The following is a 17,973-nucleotide window of genomic DNA, read 5'->3' as shown; positions in this document are numbered from 1 at the left end:
TCGCATTCGCCCTGATGCCCAAACGGCGAGATGAATTGAAACAGAAATGGTGATTGAATCGGGTGTTAAACAAAAAAGCAAAATGAAAAAGATTTTACAATATTTATTCGAACATAAAACGCTGAGCCGCGAGCAGGCAAAGGATGTGCTGGTAAACATTAGTCGCGGACAGTACAACGAACACGAAATAACCGCATTTGTAACGGTGTTTTTAATGCGCAGCATTACCATTGCCGAATTGCAGGGTTTTGGAGATGCATTGCTGGAACTGTGTGTGAAAGTTGACCTGAATGGTCACAAAGTAATTGACATTGTTGGAACCGGTGGTGATGGAAAAAATACATTTAACATCTCTACACTTTCATGTTTTGTGGTAGCAGGTGCCGGGCACAAAGTTGCCAAACACGGCAATTACGGCGCAACATCGGTAAGCGGAGCCTCAAATGTAATGGAGCAGCTGGGTTACAAATTCAAGTCAGATAATGGAGCGCTACAAAGGGAAGTGGACGAGGCAAATATTTGCTTTTTGCACGCACCAATATTTCACCCGGCATTGAAAACAGTTGCCCCGATCCGCAAGAATCTTGCAGTGAGGACATTCTTCAACATGCTTGGGCCAATGGTGAACCCCGCGAATCCTGCGTTTCAATTGGTAGGTGTGTACAACCTTGAAATGGCAAGGATATACACGTATTTGTTGCAACAAACCAACCGTGAATTTGCCATCATCCACAGTCTCGACGGGTATGATGAAATTTCTCTGACAAACGATACCAAAGTGATCACCAATCGCGGTGAGCGCATCATGACACCGGAGCAATTAGGTAAAAGAATGGTAAATGCATCCGATATTTATGGTGGCAATTCACCGGAAGAAGCCGCGAAGATTTTTCTTAAAGTAATCCAGGGAAAAGGAACGTGGGCGCAGAACGCAGTGGTATTTGCAAATGCTGCAATGGCATTGAATGGCTCGGGGAAATACGGAGATTACGAGGCCGCTTATAACGCGGCAGTGGAAAGCCTGGAAAGTGGCAAAGCTTACGAAAGCTTGCAAAAATTAATAGCAATGCAATGACATACAGATTGATCCGCGCCATGAATGGTGACAGCGAATTGATTTTCGACATAAAGAAAAGGTCGATCAAACCTTATGTTGAAAAGATGTTTGGATGGGACGAAGAATGGCAGCGACAATTTGTATTTAAAAACTATAAGCCTCAAAATATCGAGTTCATCATTGCAGAAGATCATTGTATAGGGCTACTGGAAGTACAGGAAAATGATAACGAAATATTTTTAAAGAATATCCTGATTGTAAACGAATACCAGCAAAAGGGAATTGGAGCAGATATTTTGAAAAAGCTAATTGAAAGAGCAGTAGCGTTGCAGAAGCCAATAAGACTTGAGGTTTTGGCGGTTAACGAAAGAGCGGAAGCTTTTTATAAACGATTAGGATTTGAGGTGACGGTGAGGAATAATATTAAGGTGTGTATGGAATTCAAAAGTAAAAAGTAAAAAGTCAAAATATGTGCGACTTTTTGAACATTTTTTGGCTTTCAGCTTTCGACTTTTGACTTTTTAATTTTGACTTTTAACTTATAAAGATGAACATTTTAGATAAAATAATTGAGCAGAAGAAAATTGAAGTAGCAGAAAGGAAAGCGAAAAAATCCGTAGACGAATTGAAACAGAGCGAGTTCTTTGGAAGAGAGACATTTTCTCTGAAACAGTTTTTGCTCGACGAAGATAGAACGGGCATCATTGCAGAGTTTAAGAGAAAGTCGCCATCAAAAGGAATGATCAATGGAACTGCTGATGTGGTAGAAGTTACAAGCGCTTACAGAGCAAATGGAGCATCCTGTTTATCGGTGTTGACAGACGAGATATTTTTTGGAGGGACGACTGAAGACCTGATCAAAGCAAGGGTGAACAATATTCCTATTTTGCGAAAAGATTTTATCATAGATGAGTACCAGATAGTGGAGGCGAAGTCAATGGGAGCTGATGTAATTTTGCTGATAGCAGCTTGCCTTACGCCAGAAGAAGTAAAACGTTTGGCAGCATTTGCAAAGTCATTGTCATTGGAAGTATTACTTGAATTACATGACGAAGAAGAGTTGCAACACATTTGCAACGAAACAGAAATTGTAGGGGTGAATAACAGAAATTTGAAAACATTTATCGTAGATATAGAGCGCAGCATTGCCATGTCGAAAAAGATACCGGCAGATAAGATAAAAGTTGCAGAGAGTGGTATCAGTTCAATTGAAAATATCAATATTTTTAAACAAAACGGATTTCGTGGATTTTTGATCGGCGAGAATTTTATGAAAGAGGCTGACCCCTCAAAGGCTTTCGCCACATTCGTTTCACAACTTAAAAACCAATCGACAAGAACATGAGAGTAAAAGTCTGCGGCATGATGCAACCGGAGCAAGTAGCTGAACTAGAAAGCATCGGCGCTACATTTGCGGGATTTATTTTTTATCCGAAATCGCCCAGGTACATTTTCAAACAGATGAGTCTTTTGCAGTTGAAGAAGATTAAGAACATCAACAAAGTAGGCGTGTTTGTAAATGCACCGGTAGAAGAAGTATTGCACATGGTAGATGAATGCGGTTTGCACATGGTGCAGTTGCATGGCGATGAATCGCCCCGCTACTGCGAACGCATTGCAGATTATATCTCGGTAGTAAAAGCATTCCGCCTGAGTGAAAACGATAGTATCGAGTGGATGATCAAACCTTATATGGATGTGTGTGACATGTTTATGTTCGATACAATGGGCGCGGGTTACGGAGGTACGGGAAAGAAATTTGACTGGAACCAATTGAAAAACGTCACTATCGGTAAACCGTATTTCCTGAGTGGTGGCATACAACCTGATGATGTTGAGAAACTGAAAGAGTTTGCAAAAGAGCCATCGTCGAAAGCTTTGTTTGCTGTAGATATCAATAGCAAATTTGAAGTAAGTCCTGGAGTAAAGGACATGCAGAAGGTAAAAACATTTATTAAAGAGTTGTCGTAATAAATTTCACATGATAGTAAGAGAAGCCACAGATGCCGATTTGCCGCAAATACTGGAAATATACAATGATGCGATATTAAACACCACCGCCGTATATGACTACAACCCGCATACATTGGAAATGCGCCAGCAATGGTTCGCCACAAAGAAAGAACAAGGCTTTCCGGTGTTTGTTGCCGAAGAAAACGGAGAAGTGATGGGATTCAGTTCCATTGGGCCTTTCAGGCCTTGGACAGGATATAAATTTACCGTTGAAAATCTTATTTATGTGGCAGAAAAAGCAAGAGGCAAGGGCATAAGCAAGTTGCTCATGCAGCCATTGATTGATGCGGCAAAAAAGCTGAACATGCACGTGATCGTTGCGGGCATTGATGCTACAAACGATATCAGCATTAACCTGCATAAAAAATTCGGCTTCGAAGAAGTAGGATTGTTCAAACAGGTTGGCTATAAGTTTGACCGATGGCTTGACTTGAAGTTTTTGCAGCTTACGTTGTAAACCGCAAATTTGAAAATTTGAAGATTTGAGAATTTGAAAATGAGGAGCCTGATTTTTTAAACATATCTCTTTTAACAAAGCTCATAATAACTTGTTGCCTTTGTGCCTTTGCTTCTTATGTTGCTTTGCGTGAAATAATATAAAATGAAACAAACATTCACATCGCCTGATACAAAGGGCTATTATGGAAAATTTGGAGGTGCTTACATTCCTGAGATGTTGCACCGCAATGTAGAAGAACTACAGTCGAAATATTTGGAAATCATGTATGAAAAAGGTTTCCGTGAGGAGTTTAATGCTTTGCTGAAAGACTATGTTGGCAGGCCAACGCCATTGTTTTTAGCAGAACGTTTGAGCAAACAGTTCAATACAAACATTTACTTAAAAAGAGAAGACCTTAACCATACCGGAGCACACAAAATCAACAATGCGATTGGACAAGTGTTACTGGCACAGCGCCTTGGTAAGAAACGTATTATTGCAGAAACAGGTGCAGGTCAGCATGGTGTGGCAACTGCAACCGTATGTGCATTGAAAGGAATTGAATGCATTGTGTACATGGGAGTGAAGGACATTGAAAGACAAGCACCAAACGTTGCCCGCATGAAAATGCTCGGGGCAAAAGTAATGCCTGCAACAAGTGGTAGCCAAACGCTGAAAGATGCAACCAATGAAGCTATTCGCGATTGGATCAACAATCCGACAGATACGCACTATGTAATTGGCAGTGTGGTAGGGCCGCACCCTTACCCGGACATGGTGGCACGTTTTCAAAGTGTGATAAGCGAAGAAACGAGATGGCAGTTAAAAGAAAAAACAGGCAGCGAATTGCCTACGCACGTTGTTGCCTGTGTTGGTGGTGGTAGCAATGCAGCCGGAGCTTTTTATCATTTTCTCGACGAACCGCAAGTGCAATTGGTAGCCGTTGAAGCAGCCGGTCTTGGCGTTAACAGCGGGCACAGTGCAGCTACCACACAACTCGGTACAGCAGGAGTTTTGCACGGTAGCAAGAGTATTGTGATGCAAACAGAAGACGGGCAGGTTGTAGAGCCACACAGTATTTCAGCAGGTTTGGATTATCCGGGCATCGGGCCATTGCATGCACATCTTTTTGACAGCGGCCGTGGTAAATTCTTAAGTGCCACAGATGATGAGTCTGTACAGGCGGCATTTAATCTTTGCAAATTGGAAGGCATCATTCCTGCATTGGAATCTGCCCATGCACTCGCCGGATTGAATCAATTGCAACTAAACGAAAAAAACGTTGTAGTGCTTTGCCTGAGTGGTCGCGGAGATAAGGACTTGGCCACTTACATGAATCGCATGGATGCGTAAGGCAATTTGAAAATTTGTGAATTTGAAGATTTGAAAATGTTGGGAACAACATTTATTAAAGTTTCAGTTATTCAGTTAATCAGTTATTCAATTATTATTCGATGAATCGTATAGAACAGGTTTTTAAAAATAAAAACAGCAAAGTGCTCAATGTTTACTGTACGGCTGGTTATCCTAAGCTAGACAGCACTTTGGAAGTAATGCAGGCATTGCAGGAAAGCGGCGCAGATTTGATTGAACTCGGAATGCCGTATAGCGATCCATTGGCGGATGGTCCGGTTATTCAACACAGCGGTTCGATTGCATTAAGCAATGGGATGACGATCGCAACATTGTTCAAACAGCTCAAAGACTTTCGCAAAACCGTTACGGTCCCCGTTATATTAATGGGTTACATGAATCCTGTAATGCAGTATGGTTTTGAAAAGTTCTGTTCAGATGCGGCGGCAGTAGGTATTGATGGTTTGATTTTGCCTGATTTACCTCAATACGAGTTTGAAACAGAGTATGGGGCGATCATAAAAAAATACGGACTTGATTTTATTTTTCTCGTAACGCCTGAGACCTCTGAGAAGAGAGTAAAGGAATTGGACGCACTAAGTACCGGATTTTTATACGCGGTGTCTTCTTCGTCTACAACCGGTAATGATAAAGACTTTGGAGCAGTTGAAACATATTTGCAACGATTAAAGAATTTACAGTTAAATAATCCAGTGTTGGTGGGTTTTGGTATAAAAGACAAACAAACATTTGAATCGGCAAGCAAGCATTCCAATGGTGCAATCATTGGAAGCGCATTTGTCAAAGCATTGGAAAATTCATCAGACATCAAAGCAGATACAAAGAAGTTTATCGCTAATGTATTAGCGTAGATAAACTAGTGTCAAGCTTTTTACTTTTTACTTTTTACTTTTTCATTTTTACTTTTTACATGAAACTCACAATTGTAAAATACAACGCAGGAAATATTCAGTCGGTTTTGTACGCACTGGAAAGGATAGGAGTGGAAGCGGTTGTTACGGATGATCATGCACAAATCAAAGAGGCGGATAAGGTGATATTTCCCGGTGTTGGGGAAGCAAGCAACGCAATGAAATATTTGAAGGAAAGAGGCTTGGATGAAGTGTTGCAAAACCTTACACAGCCTGTGTTGGGTATTTGCCTTGGCATGCAGTTGATGTGTTCTTACAGCGAAGAAAACGACACTCCTTGTTTAAATATTTTTGATGAACGCGTTACTAAGTTCAAACCTTCCGAGGCGCTGGAAAAGATCCCGCAAATTGGTTGGAACAATATTTACGATTTGAAAACAGCGTTGTTCAGCAATGTGAAAGAAAACAGCTATTGCTATTTTGTTCACGGTTATCATGCAGCGCTAGGGCCACACACGATAGCAACGACCAATTATATAAAACCTTATAGTTCTGCCTTACACAAAGGCAATTTTTACGGGGCTCAATTTCACCCGGAAAAAAGCGCTGAAGTGGGCGAGCAGATTTTGAAAAATTTTTGTCTGGGAATAAAGTAGGAGAGAATTGAAAGTTCCTGCCCGACTGCGTCAGTCAGGCGGGGAAAATTGAAAATGGTAGGGGCGAGTGGCATTCGCCCTCAGCTCCGTAGGGGCAAAACGTTCGTAGAACAACAAGTTATATCACCCTCATATAACCAGCTCCGTAGGAGCGATATGTTAGTAGAAATGAATAGAAATCTCGCAAATGACAATGCGCAAATAGAACAGATACTCGATGCTGCAAAGCGATTGAGTATTTCGTATTTGCAGCGATTGGATGAAAGGCCCGTTAGCATTGATCAGCCTTCACATCATTTGCCACTGTTGTCAAAAGAAGGATTGGGTGCGATACAAACACAGCAATTATTTGAAAAAGAATTTTTGCATAACATTATTGCTTCTTCCGGGCCGAGGTATTATGGCTTTGTGACAGGTGGTACTACACCTGCGGCAATTGCTGGCGACTGGCTAACCTCTGTATTTGATCAGAACACGCAAAATGCAAAAGGCAACGGTGATGTTTCGGCCATGCTTGAAATGCATACTGTTCAATTGTTGCTGCAACTGTTCGGCTTACCGGATGTATTTATGGGCGCTTTTGTAACTGGTGCAACGATGTCAAACTTCTCTGCATTAGCCGTTGCGAGACAATGGTTCGGTAAACAAAAAGGCTATGATGTTGCACTTGAAGGAATTCAGCCCGGAATAAAAATATATACTTCTGTTCCTCACTCGTCGTCTGTTAAATCGCTCGCGATGCTTGGCATTGGAAGCAAGAATATCATCAGTGTGCCGACTTTGGAAGACAGGGAATGCATGGATGTAAATGCATTAAAAGTCCTGATAGAAAAAACACCTGACGAGCCATTTATTTTGATTGCAAGCGGAGGAACGGTGAATACAGTTGATTTTGACGATATGCAGGAAATTGCAGCGCTGAAAAAACAATACAATTTCTGGTGGCATGTGGATGCCGCCTTCGGTGGATTTGCTGCTTGTAGTGATTCCCGCAAACACTTGTTGAAAGGCTGGGAAAATGCCGACAGTATTACTGTTGATAATCACAAATGGATGAATGTGCCGTATGACAGTGCAGTTGTTTTCACGAGAAAAGAGCATGCCATATTACAGGTGCAAACATTTCAAAATTCAAATGCACCCTATCTTGGTAATGCACTTGATGACTTTAATTATTTGAACTACGTGCCTGAAAACTCCCGTCGTTTCAGGGCTTTACCGGCTTGGTTTACATTGATGGCTTATGGCGAAGAAGGGTATAAAAATATTGTAGAGACAAATATTGAGCAGGCTTTGATATTTGGCGAGTTGATCAATCAGTCGGATGGTTATACGCTTGCGGCACCGGTGCGCTTGAACACAGTTTGCTTTACCGTGAAGGAAGAGAAAGGCCGGAAAGAAAAGATCATGGCAGTTTTAGCTGAATTGAATAAACGTGGGAAAGTGTTCATGACACCAACAATCTACAAAGGTATGTCTTGCATCCGCGCCGCATTTGTGAACTGGCGCACTACGCAGGAAGATGTTGACATTGCTGTGGTGGAACTGAATAAAGTATTTGATTTGTTAAACACTTTGTAATGGAAAAGTTGATAAAGGATGCACCTTTGGAAGATGTTTTGGAAATGCGCAGAGAGGTTATGTATCCTGCGTTTTCCATCGAACAGGTGCGGCTTAAAGATGATGAAGAAGGCGATCACCTGGGGCTGTATGTAAACGGTGAGTTGATTGCTGTGATATCTGTTTTTGTTCGAAACAATATTATGCAATTCAGGAAATTTGCAACGAAAGAACTGTACCAGGGCAAAGGATACGGTAAGCAGTTACTTGACTATGTGATGAAGCTTGCGAAGGACCGGCATTGCACTTCTATCTGGTGCAATGCAAGAGTGAGCGCAAAAAAGCTTTATGAGAAATTTGGAATGCAGGTGACCGGTAACACATGGTTACAAGATGGACATGAATTTATTAAAATGGAAAAACAATTATTGTAATGGAAATAATTCCAGCGATTGATATTATTGATGGCAAATGTGTTCGCTTAACACAAGGTGATTACGATCAAAAGAAAATTTACAACGAGCATCCGCTTGAAGTAGCGAAAGAGTTTGAAGATGCAGGTTTACAGCGTCTGCATCTCGTTGATCTTGATGGTGCAAAAGCCGGTGCGGTGAAGAACTGGAAGGTTTTGGAAACAATTGCTTCCAAAACTTCGCTCACAATTGATTTTGGCGGCGGTATAAAAAAGGAGGAAGATGTAAAAGTAGTGTTTGACTCCGGTGCTGCATTGGCAACCGTGGGAAGTATTGCTGTTAAAGACGAAAAGACTTTTGTGCAGTGGTTACAAAAGTTTGGTGCCGAAAAATTTTTGCTGGGTGCAGATGTAAAGGATGAAAAGATTGCTGTTGGAGGTTGGTTGGAGACGACCGATGTGTGGATTTACGACTTCATTGAAAAGTATATCAATCACGGCGTGCAACAGATCTTTTGTACGGATGTGAGTAAGGATGGAAAGTTGGAAGGTCCTTCGATTGATTTGTATAAAAATATTATTGCGAAGTTTCCTTCGTTGCATTTTATAGCTAGTGGCGGAGTGAGCGGGAGTGACGATGTACACGCTTTGCGTGAAATAGGCTGTACTGGAGTGATTATTGGCAAGGCCATTTACGAGGGACGAATTGCTATTAATGACTTAAAGAGGTTGGCTGTGTAGCGCTTCGGTTACCACTAAGACACTAAGGCCACTAAGTTTCACTAAGAGAACCCTTAGTGCGGCTTAGTGCCTTAGTGGTGAATCTGGGTCTTAAAATTTAGATAAAATCGTAGAAACTAGAAGTTGATTTTTATACGTACGATTTTTTAAAAAACTATAATTATACGTATATTTGAATTATGAAAGCAAAGTTAACTTTATCAATAGATTCTACCTTGATTGATAATATCAAGAAAAAGGCTCGCCTTGACAAGAGCATTAACATATCCAAGATGGTCGAGGAGTTTTTGATGAATGAATTTGGTTCTCCAAAAAAAGATGATAAAGCATCCGTAGTCAAAAGCCTGCGGGGAATTTTGAAAGGTGTTGATGATAGAATAGATTGGAAAGATGAGAAATATGAAAGAATAGTTAAAAAGCATTTGAAGTAATGAAAATATTTATCGACACCAATATCTTTCTTGATCTAATTCTTGAACGTGAAGAGCATGCAGATCACGCTGAACAATTGCTAATCTGGTGCGCAAACGGAAATATTACAGGAATAACCTCTGCTGTTAGCCTTGTAAATGTTTATTATGTTGCAGGCTGGCATAAAAGCAAAACAGAAGCAAAAAAGGTGATACGAAAATTACTTTCTTTTGTAGAGATAGCGGAGACTAATCATAAGGACTTGCTGCTGGCATTAGACAGTGAGTTCGCCGACTTCGAAGATGCAGTACAATATCAAACGTCTCTTAATAGTCCAGGTGTTAAGTATATTATTACCAGAAATAAAAAGGATTTTAAACTTTCCAATATTCCTGCATTGACCGCAGAAGAATTTATTGCAAAAATTGAGCAATGATTAATCGTTATTCTACTGCGACTTACTTAAAATTTTCAAATAACTATGCTGACTAAGAGAATAATACCTTGCCTCGATATAAAGGATGGGCGCACCGTAAAAGGGACAAACTTTGTTGACCTTCGTGATGCCGGTGATCCGGTTGAGCTGGGTGCATTGTATGCAAAACAAGGTGCAGACGAGCTGGTGTTTCTTGACATCACAGCAACAGTTGAAAAACGCAAAACACTGAGAGAGTTGGTGAACCGGATTGCGCATCATGTAAACATTCCATTTACAGTGGGCGGTGGTATTAGCAGCGTAGAGGACGTGAGTGCGTTGCTGCAAAATGGGGCCGATAAAATTTCGGTGAATACTGCGGCGTTCAAGAATCCTCAATTGATCAATGACCTGGCGAAAGAGTTCGGTAGTCAATGCGTAGTGTTGGCTATTGATACAAAGAAAGAAGAAGATGGCGAGTGGTATGTGTACTTAAACGGTGGTCGTACCAAGACAGAAAAAAAATGCGTGGATTGGGCGAAAGAGGCGGTTGATCTCGGTGCGGGAGAAATATTGCTTACTTCCATGAACCACGATGGCACAAAGCAGGGTTTTGCATTGGATATTACCCGAACTTTGGCAACGCAATTGCCGGTTCCGGTGATTGCAAGCGGCGGCGGCGGTAAGATGGAGCATTTCACCGACGTGTTTGAAAATGCATACGCGGATGCCGCACTCGCAGCCAGTATTTTTCACTTCAAGGAAATTGCTATTCCTGATTTGAAAAGCTATTTGAAAGGGAAGAACATTAACGTAAGGATTTAAATACAGGAACGCAGATTCTCATGATTGTTATGATCTATCAAGATTTGATAAAATCATAAAAATCATCACAATCATGAAAATCTGCGTTCTCACTTATACAATTATGAAGATCGACTACAGTAAATACTCCGATGGTTTGGTGCCTGCGATCGTGCAGGACAACAGTACTTTGAAGGTGCTGATGCTTGGCTTTGTAAATGAAGAAGCGTTGAAGAAAACGGAAGAAACCGGCAAAGTGACTTTTTACAGTCGCAGCAAAAAACGTTTATGGACAAAAGGCGAGGAGAGCGGCAACTTCCTTGAGCTTCGTTCTCTGGCGGTTGATTGCGACAATGATACACTGTTGATCAAAGCCCATCCCGTTGGGCCGGTTTGCCATACCGGTGCGGACACTTGCTGGAGTGAAAAAAATCATTCCGAAGATTTTCTTTTTTACCTGGAAGAAATCATCAACCTGCGTAAAAAAACGAAGCCTGAAGAATCATATGTGGCAAAATTATTGTCACGCGGAATCAATAAAGTTGCCCAGAAAGTAGGAGAAGAAGCGGTTGAGTTGGTGATCGAGGCGAAAGATGATAATAAAGACCTATTTTTGGGCGAAGCGGCCGATCTTTTGTTTCATTATTTGCTGTTAATCAATGCAAAAGGTTACAGTTTGAATGATGTACTTGAAGTGTTAAAGGCCCGACATTCTAAATAAATAACTATGAAAAGAATCGCAGGAATATTGGCTTTTTTACCTCTTGCCTTGCATGCACAGAAAGGTTTTGAGATGAATGGAAATGTGACAGGGCTGCAAGATAAATCCAGGGTTTTTCTGATTGATGCAAATAATCCGAAGGATACCGTTTGCAAAACAACTTCAGCTAAAACCAGTTTCACCTTAAAGGGTGATTTGAAGGACGCAACGCTCTATTACCTTGTGTTCACTCCGCAACAGAAGAAAACAGTCTTATTCCTCGATAATTCAAAGACCACGGCAACCGGCGATATCAACGATGTAAAAAATATTAAGGTGGCCGGATCGCCTGCCCAGGCAGACTTTGATGAGTTTCAAAAAACATTCAATCCTTATTTTGATAAACTTGGCGCGGATAATCAGAAGGCTCAAATGTCTGGTATGACAGATAGTTTGCAGGCTTCGATCAGTGCTACCATTGGCGAGGTGTTTGCGGAAGTGGATGCGTTCATTACAAAGAAACCTGCTTCAAGCGTTTCTCCTTTTGTGTTGCTCGTTACATCGCAATTAAGCGAAGATGCGGTGGCATTGGAGACGCGTTATAACAAACTGGCACCCGAATCTCAGAATAGTTTCTTTGGTAAATATTTGGGCAAACAATTGGCCGATAAAAACTTCGGAGCCATTGGTAGCAAAGCGCCTGAGTTTACCCAAAACGATACACAGGGCAAACCCGTTTCGTTGTCTTCTTTCAAAGGTAAATATGTGCTGGTGGATTTCTGGGCTAGCTGGTGCGGTCCGTGCAGAATGGAGAACCCGAACGTTGTAACAGCTTTCAACAGATTTAAGAATAAAAACTTCACAGTACTGGGCATCTCACTTGACAAAAACAAAGATGCGTGGTTGAAAGCCATTAAAGACGACGGTCTGTCATGGACGCAACTGAGCGATCTTAAGTACTGGCAAAATGAGGTGGCTACCATGTACAAAGTGCAAAGCATTCCTCAAAACTTTCTAATTGATCCCAAAGGAAACATTGTTGGCCGCGATCTGCGTGGAGCGGCGCTGGAAGAAAAGTTGTGCGAGTTGCTGGGGTGTAATTAATGATTGATATTTGATGTCGTTCAGTTAACGAGAAGGCTTCGACAAACTCGACCTGACAGCGCGAACAAGCCGTCAGGCTGAGCTTGTCGAAGCCTTGTTAAATGGGAATGGTGATTGCGAAATATTTCTTAACTAAGCGGCAGTGGATTTCAAATCTAATTTCTGCTGGCATTGATCGGCTTTTGAAGCAAACATTTCCACCTGTTATAATGTTATTAATTCAGCGTTCCTCTAAATGGACGCTGCAATGAAAGCCTTCATAACCCCTTTATTGTTTTTTGCAATGACTAGTCTGCAAGCCCAGCAACCATCCGCTGTTGGCGAATATTACATGCACGGTGTAATGGAAACCGCCAGTGCCTTCGCTTTAAAAGACGACAGCACATTTGAATTCTATTACAGTTACGGCGCTGTTGACAGGTTCGGCAAGGGAAAATGGCATCAGAAAGGAGATTCCATTATTTTAAACAGCAATGAAAAACACATAAGCAGTTTTAAGCTGGTAAAAAGCGAACAACACCCCGGCAAAGACCTCACTATAAAATTTTCGAATCCCGATCGCAATTTACTGTCCTACCTGAGCTGTCTTGCCAAGAGCAGCAAGGAGCAAAACTTTGGCAGAACTGATAACAACGGCATAGCCACTGTTCCAATGAAAAGTGCAGACAGTCTGTACGTGGTTTTTGAGTTATGCCCAGAGCGGATATCTTCTTTTAAAGTAACCAATAAAAATTACTTTGAGTTTGAATTGGAACCCTGGGTTGCGGAAGTGACGTTTGACAATTTCCCTCTGCGGCTCACTGCCAAAGGCCTGGAAGGGCATCATCCGTTGCTGGACCCGAACAAGGTGGTGCTTTATGAAAGGCAGTGATCAATTTGAAAATGTGGTGATTTGAAAATTTGAAAATGGGTAGAGGGCGAATCGCATTCACCTTCATCATGAAACAGGCTTTTTTTTCACCACTAAGGCACTAAGGGCACTAAGCTTCACTGAGAAAACGTGCTTCATCGGAAACTACTTAGTGGAACTTGGTGTACTTAGTGCCTTAGTGGTAAATTCTAAAACATAAACCTCGGGTTGTATCTGTATAAAAAGCAAAAGGCTCCGACATTGTCGAAGCCTTTGCTATATAAAGTAAGATTAGAAATTAATCAGCGTAAATCAGTCTGATCTGCGTCATCAGCGTGCTCACTATAGCACGTTGTATGCGAAACTCACGTAATACAAGCCACCTATGCGTGGGTTGCCGTAAGAGTTCAGATAGTAGTGGTTGGTAATGTTTGTGCCACCCAATTTGATCATCGATTTGATGTCCGGCAATTTCAGGCTGATCATTGCATCCAGCGTGCTGAACGCATTTACGTTACCATTGATGAAAGTGCTCTCGTTGTAGTAAGCATCCTGCCATCTGTACACTACGTTAAAGCCCATTCTTTTTTTCCAGCCAAAGCCGCTGTTCGCAAGGCCAATGTTGGTGCGGTATTTCGGCGTGTTGAACTGTGCCTGGAAGTTTGCAGGAACGTCAGTGATATCGTCGGAATAGAAGTTTCCATTGATAGAGAAATTGTTTCTAAGCAAATATTCCAGAGAAAGACCGTAACCGTAAGTGTTTACACTAGATGCGCTGTTAACCGCAACAGAGTAGAAAACAGGGTTTGCAAGGCCGGAAATTTCGCCATTAGATGACTGAACTACGTTTATTCTACCAAGAAAATCTTTATAGTGTGCATAGTAACCGTAAACATCGAACATCAGTTTGTTTGCAATCAAACCTTTGTAACCAATTTCATATGAGTTAGATGTTTCTGGTTTGTATGTTTTAAACTGCTGAACAACCAATTTGGAAGGATCACCGGTGCCGGCAAAATTAATATAGCTGTCTTGCGTGTAAACAGGATTGGTATCGAAGTGGTGACCTTCTCTCAACTGTGGTAAACCTCCGATAAGGAAGGCTGTACCTGTTTGCAGGTTAATCCACTGGTTTTGTGTAGTTGGGAACCTGTACGCTGTTTGATAAGACAAACGGATGTTTTGATCTTTCGCCACCTTTACAACAGCAGAGAAACGCGGAGTGAATTTACCTTCAAAGTTTTCGTTCTTATCATATCTGCCGGATGCGGTCAGTTTCAACGCATCACCAAATAATTTCTGAGAGATCTGAGCGTATACGCCAACCTCGTTGATCTTGATTTTGCCTGTTGTATCAGCAAAAATGGTTCCCTGTGAATTCAACACATATTGTTTCCAGTTGCCACCAACAAGGATGTCTGTTCCCTTGCTTTGCAGATTCAAAGGCTCTGTCAGGTTGTACTGGCCTTCTACCATGTAAAGATCTGAGCGGTCAACAAACAAACCACCTTGTGGAATTGGTTTGGTAATAACGGAGTTAAAGTTGTTTTTAAATTCAGTGCTTCCTGCAGCAGGTCTGCCCTGATCCGCGTATCCTCTTGCGGCATTATTCAAAACAGTGGCATTGGCTACCACAGCAGCTTCTGCTGTAGCGGCAGCTTGTTGTTGGCTCTGGCCAGCCTGCAGGGCAGCCGCGTAAGCTTGTTGCCATACGGTTACAGCTCCTTGCACAAAGGCGCCTGCATATTGTGGGTACCAGCTGCCTGTTGGATTGCCTGGATTATAACTTGGTTTCCACGCTTCATTTGTAAGACGTGTACTTACCGTTGCGTTGTAAGATTTACCTGAATTTTCCTGTGTGGTATAACCTCTCAGGAACCAGTTTTTAGACTTTAGTTCTACTTTATACTGACCCATTTTAAGGTCCTTCAAAGCATATCTGTCACTACCTGTATATACAGTGCTACCCGTTCCCCAATAACCGGAAATAGAAGCCATCAGGTCGTGGGTGATCTTATAATAAAGACCTCCGGAAATTTTGAGGTTATAGGTTTTCGGATCAATAATATCAGCCTCGTTGTAACCTGTTCTCGAAACACTGAAAGGAGAGGTTAAAAACGGTGTCATAATTTGCGTAACCAATGGCTGTTGTGCCGCAGGCAAAGTAGCTATTACTCCCTGGATAAAAGGAGACTGTGAGCTTCTGATATCAACAGTTGTTTCATCACCATAAACATTCACACCGTTATAGTTTGGATCGGTTGTGCGGTTGCCGGCTTTACCTTTGAATGCAATTGCATCGTAGTTGGAGCTGTCATAAGGCGCCCAGTCGTTAGCCTGCATATATTGTCCGGCTATTTTGAAAGCGAATTTATCTGAAATTTTTTGCGCCCATCTGAGAGAGTAGTCCTGGTAAGCAGAAGTGCTTCTTACCGGGCTGTTAATGTTCATTACTCCACCTTTTACCTGCGCACTAAGACCTGGATATTTGAATGGATCTTTGCTGTTGATAAGGATAGTTCCGTTCATGCCACCGGGACCGTACAATGCAGAAGATGCACCACCCAGCAGTTCCATGCTTTCAACATCCAATTCTGTAAGACCGATAACACCGCCCACAGAAAAGTTGAGGCCCGGAGCCTGGTTATCCATACCATCTACGATCTGGTTCAAACGGGTGTTACCACTGGCGTTGAAACCACGCGTACTCGGCGTTTTAAAAGTTAAGCTGGAAGTTGTCATGTCAACGCCCTTCAGGTTGCCAATGATATCGTAATACGATGTGGCAGGTGCAACTCTGATGCTGGCTGCGTTGACACGCTCAATAGAAACCGGTGATTCCAGGATTCTTTCCGGAACACGGCTGGCAGATACAACTATTTCTGAACCGAGCGATACTGCCGGTTCAAGTACAACATTAACAGGGCTTGCACTTGTTACAATTACTTCTCTTGGCTCATAACCCACAGAACTCACCACTATTGTGAACGGTGGATTTTTTTTTGATACCAGTTTAAAATTTCCTTTTTCATCTGTGAACGTACCGGTTCCTGTGCCCTTAATGGCAATGGACGCAGCAGCAACATTTTCACTTGATGACGCATTTTTTACGTTTCCGGTAATAGTAACCTGAGCGAAAGAGGCAATCGTTGAAAAAGAGAGGACAAGCAAACATAGTAGTAAACGGCTCAATCTCATATTGGCAAATTTGGTTAGGTATATTGTGTCGGCAAAATATGTATTAAAATCATGTCTCCAAAAAATAAATTTACACATACAGCGTCTGAAACCATTGTTACGAGCGGGTAATAAGGGTTTGTACCTATATGCTATTACCTGATGCAGGTTAGTTTTTGTGTGTTGCATTTTGATTTACAAAATGCGGATATATGCTGGTTGAAGTTCTACGCCGAGGGTTAAACTTTGATTTATTTAAGGGGGAAAGGCGATTTTTGCGGGGCATTCTTCTCGAATTTGGATAATTGCCAGTCTTGTAGGTATTTTGCAGCATGTCTACACTACAATTTCCCGGTCAAACTGGCTTTTACAAAGGCAAAGTGCGTGATGTTTATAGCATCGGCAATGATTTACTGGTAATGATAGCCAGCAATCGAATCTCTGCATTTGATGTTATTTTACCCAAACCGATCCCTTATAAAGGACAAGTTTTAAATCAAATAGCTGCATACATGCTGAATGCAACGAAAGATATTTGTCCAAACTGGTTGCTGGATGTGCCTGCGCCATCTGCATCAATTGGTAAACGTTGCCAACCGTTTAAGATTGAAATGGTTGTTCGTGGCAACTTAACAGGACATGCATGGCGCACCTACAGTAGTGGTAGCAGAGTGCTTTGTGGCGTAACAATGCCGGAAGGAATGAAAGAAAACGATTTCTTCCCAACGCCAATTATTACACCAAGTACAAAGGCCGATGAAGGACATGATGAAGACATTTCCAAAGAGCAGATCATTGCGCAAGGTTTGGCTTCTGCAGAAGATTGGGCTGTGCTGGAAAAATATACGTTAGCGTTGTTTGAAAGAGGTAAACAAATCGCCGCAAAACAAGGATTGATCCTCGTTGATACAAAATATGAATTTGGAAAAATAGGTGACACCATTTACCTGATGGATGAAATTCATACACCAGATTCTTCAAGATATTTTTATGCTGATGGCTTCGAAGAAAGACAAGCAGCGGGTGAACGTCAAAAACAACTGAGCAAGGAGTTCGTACGTGAGTGGCTCATTGCAAATAACTTCATGGGCAAAGAAGGACAAACTGTTCCCGAAATGAACGAAGAGTGGATCAATACCATCAGCAAACGCTATATTGAGTTATACGAAAAAGTAATAGGAGAGAAGTTCCATCCGGCGGATCTATCCGAGCAGGAGACTTTTGATCGTATAGTAAAGTCATTAGAGAGCGCCGCCGGATAATTTGAAAATTTGAGGATTTGAAAATTTGAAAATTCTTTCTGTGTGTTTTTCGTTTGATAACTGACAGACTTATTTATGTTCAAAGAGGCTTCGACAAGCTCAGCCTGACACTTCGTTTACGCTGTCAGGCTGAGCTTGTCGAAGCCT

At 41.8% G+C, this 17,973-nt stretch carries 19 protein-coding genes; 18 read left to right on the top strand and 1 reads right to left on the bottom strand.

Features of this window, described 5'->3' with window-relative positions; all coding sequences use genetic code 11:
• Positions 1–82: 82 nt before the first annotated feature.
• The 17 genes from trpD (at position 83) to KTO63_RS02525 (ending at position 13,408) form a co-directional block, all read left to right on the top strand.
• Entirely contained in the window at positions 83–1,075 is a 993-nt protein-coding gene (gene trpD / locus KTO63_RS02600; protein WP_217789563.1) for an anthranilate phosphoribosyltransferase, read from the top strand.
• Positions 1,072–1,515, top strand: a complete 444-nt coding sequence (locus tag KTO63_RS02595) for a GNAT family N-acetyltransferase (protein WP_217789562.1) — start codon at positions 1,072–1,074, stop codon at positions 1,513–1,515. The genes trpD and KTO63_RS02595 overlap by 4 nt, the downstream gene beginning before the upstream one ends.
• 89 nt (positions 1,516–1,604) lie before the next feature.
• A complete protein-coding gene (gene trpC, locus KTO63_RS02590; protein ID WP_217789561.1) occupies positions 1,605–2,402 on the top strand; it encodes an indole-3-glycerol phosphate synthase TrpC in 798 nt (265 codons plus the stop codon).
• The gene (locus KTO63_RS02585) at positions 2,399–3,028 is read left to right on the top strand and encodes a phosphoribosylanthranilate isomerase (protein WP_217789560.1); all 630 of its coding nucleotides are present in this window, start codon (positions 2,399–2,401) and stop codon (positions 3,026–3,028) included. Before trpC ends, KTO63_RS02585 begins: the two co-directional genes overlap by 4 nt.
• A 10-nt stretch (positions 3,029–3,038) precedes the next feature.
• A complete protein-coding gene (locus tag KTO63_RS02580; protein WP_217789559.1) occupies positions 3,039–3,527 on the top strand; it encodes a GNAT family N-acetyltransferase in 489 nt (162 codons plus the stop codon).
• 144 nt (positions 3,528–3,671) lie between these two features.
• Complete coding sequence (trpB, locus tag KTO63_RS02575; RefSeq protein ID WP_217789558.1) at positions 3,672–4,862, top strand: tryptophan synthase subunit beta; 1,191 nt, start codon at positions 3,672–3,674, stop codon at positions 4,860–4,862.
• Positions 4,863–4,963: 101 nt separating this feature from the next.
• The gene (trpA, locus tag KTO63_RS02570) at positions 4,964–5,734 is read left to right on the top strand and encodes a tryptophan synthase subunit alpha (RefSeq protein ID WP_217789557.1); all 771 of its coding nucleotides are present in this window, start codon (positions 4,964–4,966) and stop codon (positions 5,732–5,734) included.
• 59 nt (positions 5,735–5,793) lie between these two features.
• Entirely contained in the window at positions 5,794–6,390 is a 597-nt protein-coding gene (gene hisH, locus KTO63_RS02565; protein WP_217789556.1) for an imidazole glycerol phosphate synthase subunit HisH, read from the top strand.
• Between the two features lie 168 nt (positions 6,391–6,558).
• Positions 6,559–7,971, top strand: a complete 1,413-nt coding sequence (locus KTO63_RS02560; RefSeq protein ID WP_217789555.1) for a pyridoxal phosphate-dependent decarboxylase family protein — start codon at positions 6,559–6,561, stop codon at positions 7,969–7,971.
• Positions 7,971–8,384, top strand: a complete 414-nt coding sequence (locus KTO63_RS26200) for a GNAT family N-acetyltransferase (protein WP_232372995.1) — start codon at positions 7,971–7,973, stop codon at positions 8,382–8,384. The genes KTO63_RS02560 and KTO63_RS26200 overlap by 1 nt, the downstream gene beginning before the upstream one ends.
• A complete protein-coding gene (gene hisA, locus KTO63_RS26195; RefSeq protein ID WP_232372994.1) occupies positions 8,384–9,103 on the top strand; it encodes a 1-(5-phosphoribosyl)-5-[(5-phosphoribosylamino)methylideneamino]imidazole-4-carboxamide isomerase in 720 nt (239 codons plus the stop codon). Before KTO63_RS26200 ends, hisA begins: the two co-directional genes overlap by 1 nt.
• Positions 9,104–9,282: 179 nt before the next feature.
• The gene (locus KTO63_RS02550; RefSeq protein WP_217789554.1) at positions 9,283–9,534 is read left to right on the top strand and encodes a DUF6364 family protein; all 252 of its coding nucleotides are present in this window, start codon (positions 9,283–9,285) and stop codon (positions 9,532–9,534) included.
• The gene (locus KTO63_RS02545) at positions 9,534–9,950 is read left to right on the top strand and encodes a type II toxin-antitoxin system VapC family toxin (protein ID WP_217789553.1); all 417 of its coding nucleotides are present in this window, start codon (positions 9,534–9,536) and stop codon (positions 9,948–9,950) included. Before KTO63_RS02550 ends, KTO63_RS02545 begins: the two co-directional genes overlap by 1 nt.
• A 45-nt stretch (positions 9,951–9,995) precedes the next feature.
• Positions 9,996–10,754, top strand: coding sequence for an imidazole glycerol phosphate synthase subunit HisF (gene hisF, locus KTO63_RS02540; RefSeq protein ID WP_217789552.1), 759 nt, complete (start codon positions 9,996–9,998; stop codon positions 10,752–10,754).
• A gap of 73 nt (positions 10,755–10,827) precedes the next feature.
• Positions 10,828–11,454, top strand: coding sequence for a bifunctional phosphoribosyl-AMP cyclohydrolase/phosphoribosyl-ATP diphosphatase HisIE (hisIE, locus tag KTO63_RS02535; RefSeq protein ID WP_232372993.1), 627 nt, complete (start codon positions 10,828–10,830; stop codon positions 11,452–11,454).
• Positions 11,455–11,460: 6 nt separating this feature from the next.
• Positions 11,461–12,537, top strand: a complete 1,077-nt coding sequence (locus tag KTO63_RS02530) for a TlpA disulfide reductase family protein (RefSeq protein WP_217789551.1) — start codon at positions 11,461–11,463, stop codon at positions 12,535–12,537.
• A gap of 247 nt (positions 12,538–12,784) precedes the next feature.
• Positions 12,785–13,408, top strand: coding sequence for a hypothetical protein (locus tag KTO63_RS02525; protein WP_217789550.1), 624 nt, complete (start codon positions 12,785–12,787; stop codon positions 13,406–13,408).
• 321 nt (positions 13,409–13,729) lie between these two features.
• On the opposite strand, the gene KTO63_RS02520 is transcribed toward KTO63_RS02525, so the two are convergent.
• Positions 13,730–16,585, bottom strand: a complete 2,856-nt coding sequence (locus tag KTO63_RS02520) for a TonB-dependent receptor (protein ID WP_217789549.1) — start codon at positions 16,583–16,585, stop codon at positions 13,730–13,732.
• A gap of 311 nt (positions 16,586–16,896) precedes the next feature.
• Between KTO63_RS02520 and KTO63_RS02515 the strand changes: the two genes are divergently transcribed.
• On the top strand, positions 16,897–17,826 hold the full coding sequence (locus tag KTO63_RS02515) for a phosphoribosylaminoimidazolesuccinocarboxamide synthase (protein WP_217789548.1): 930 nt from the start codon (positions 16,897–16,899) through the stop codon (positions 17,824–17,826).
• The last annotated feature ends 147 nt before the right edge of the window (positions 17,827–17,973 follow it).

This window comes from Pinibacter aurantiacus (assembly GCF_019130065.1).
Taxonomy (GTDB): Bacteria; Bacteroidota; Bacteroidia; order Chitinophagales; family Chitinophagaceae; genus Pinibacter; species Pinibacter aurantiacus.
The sequence above is the reverse complement of the archived record's forward strand: the minus strand, read 5'-3'. Positions and strand labels throughout refer to the sequence as shown.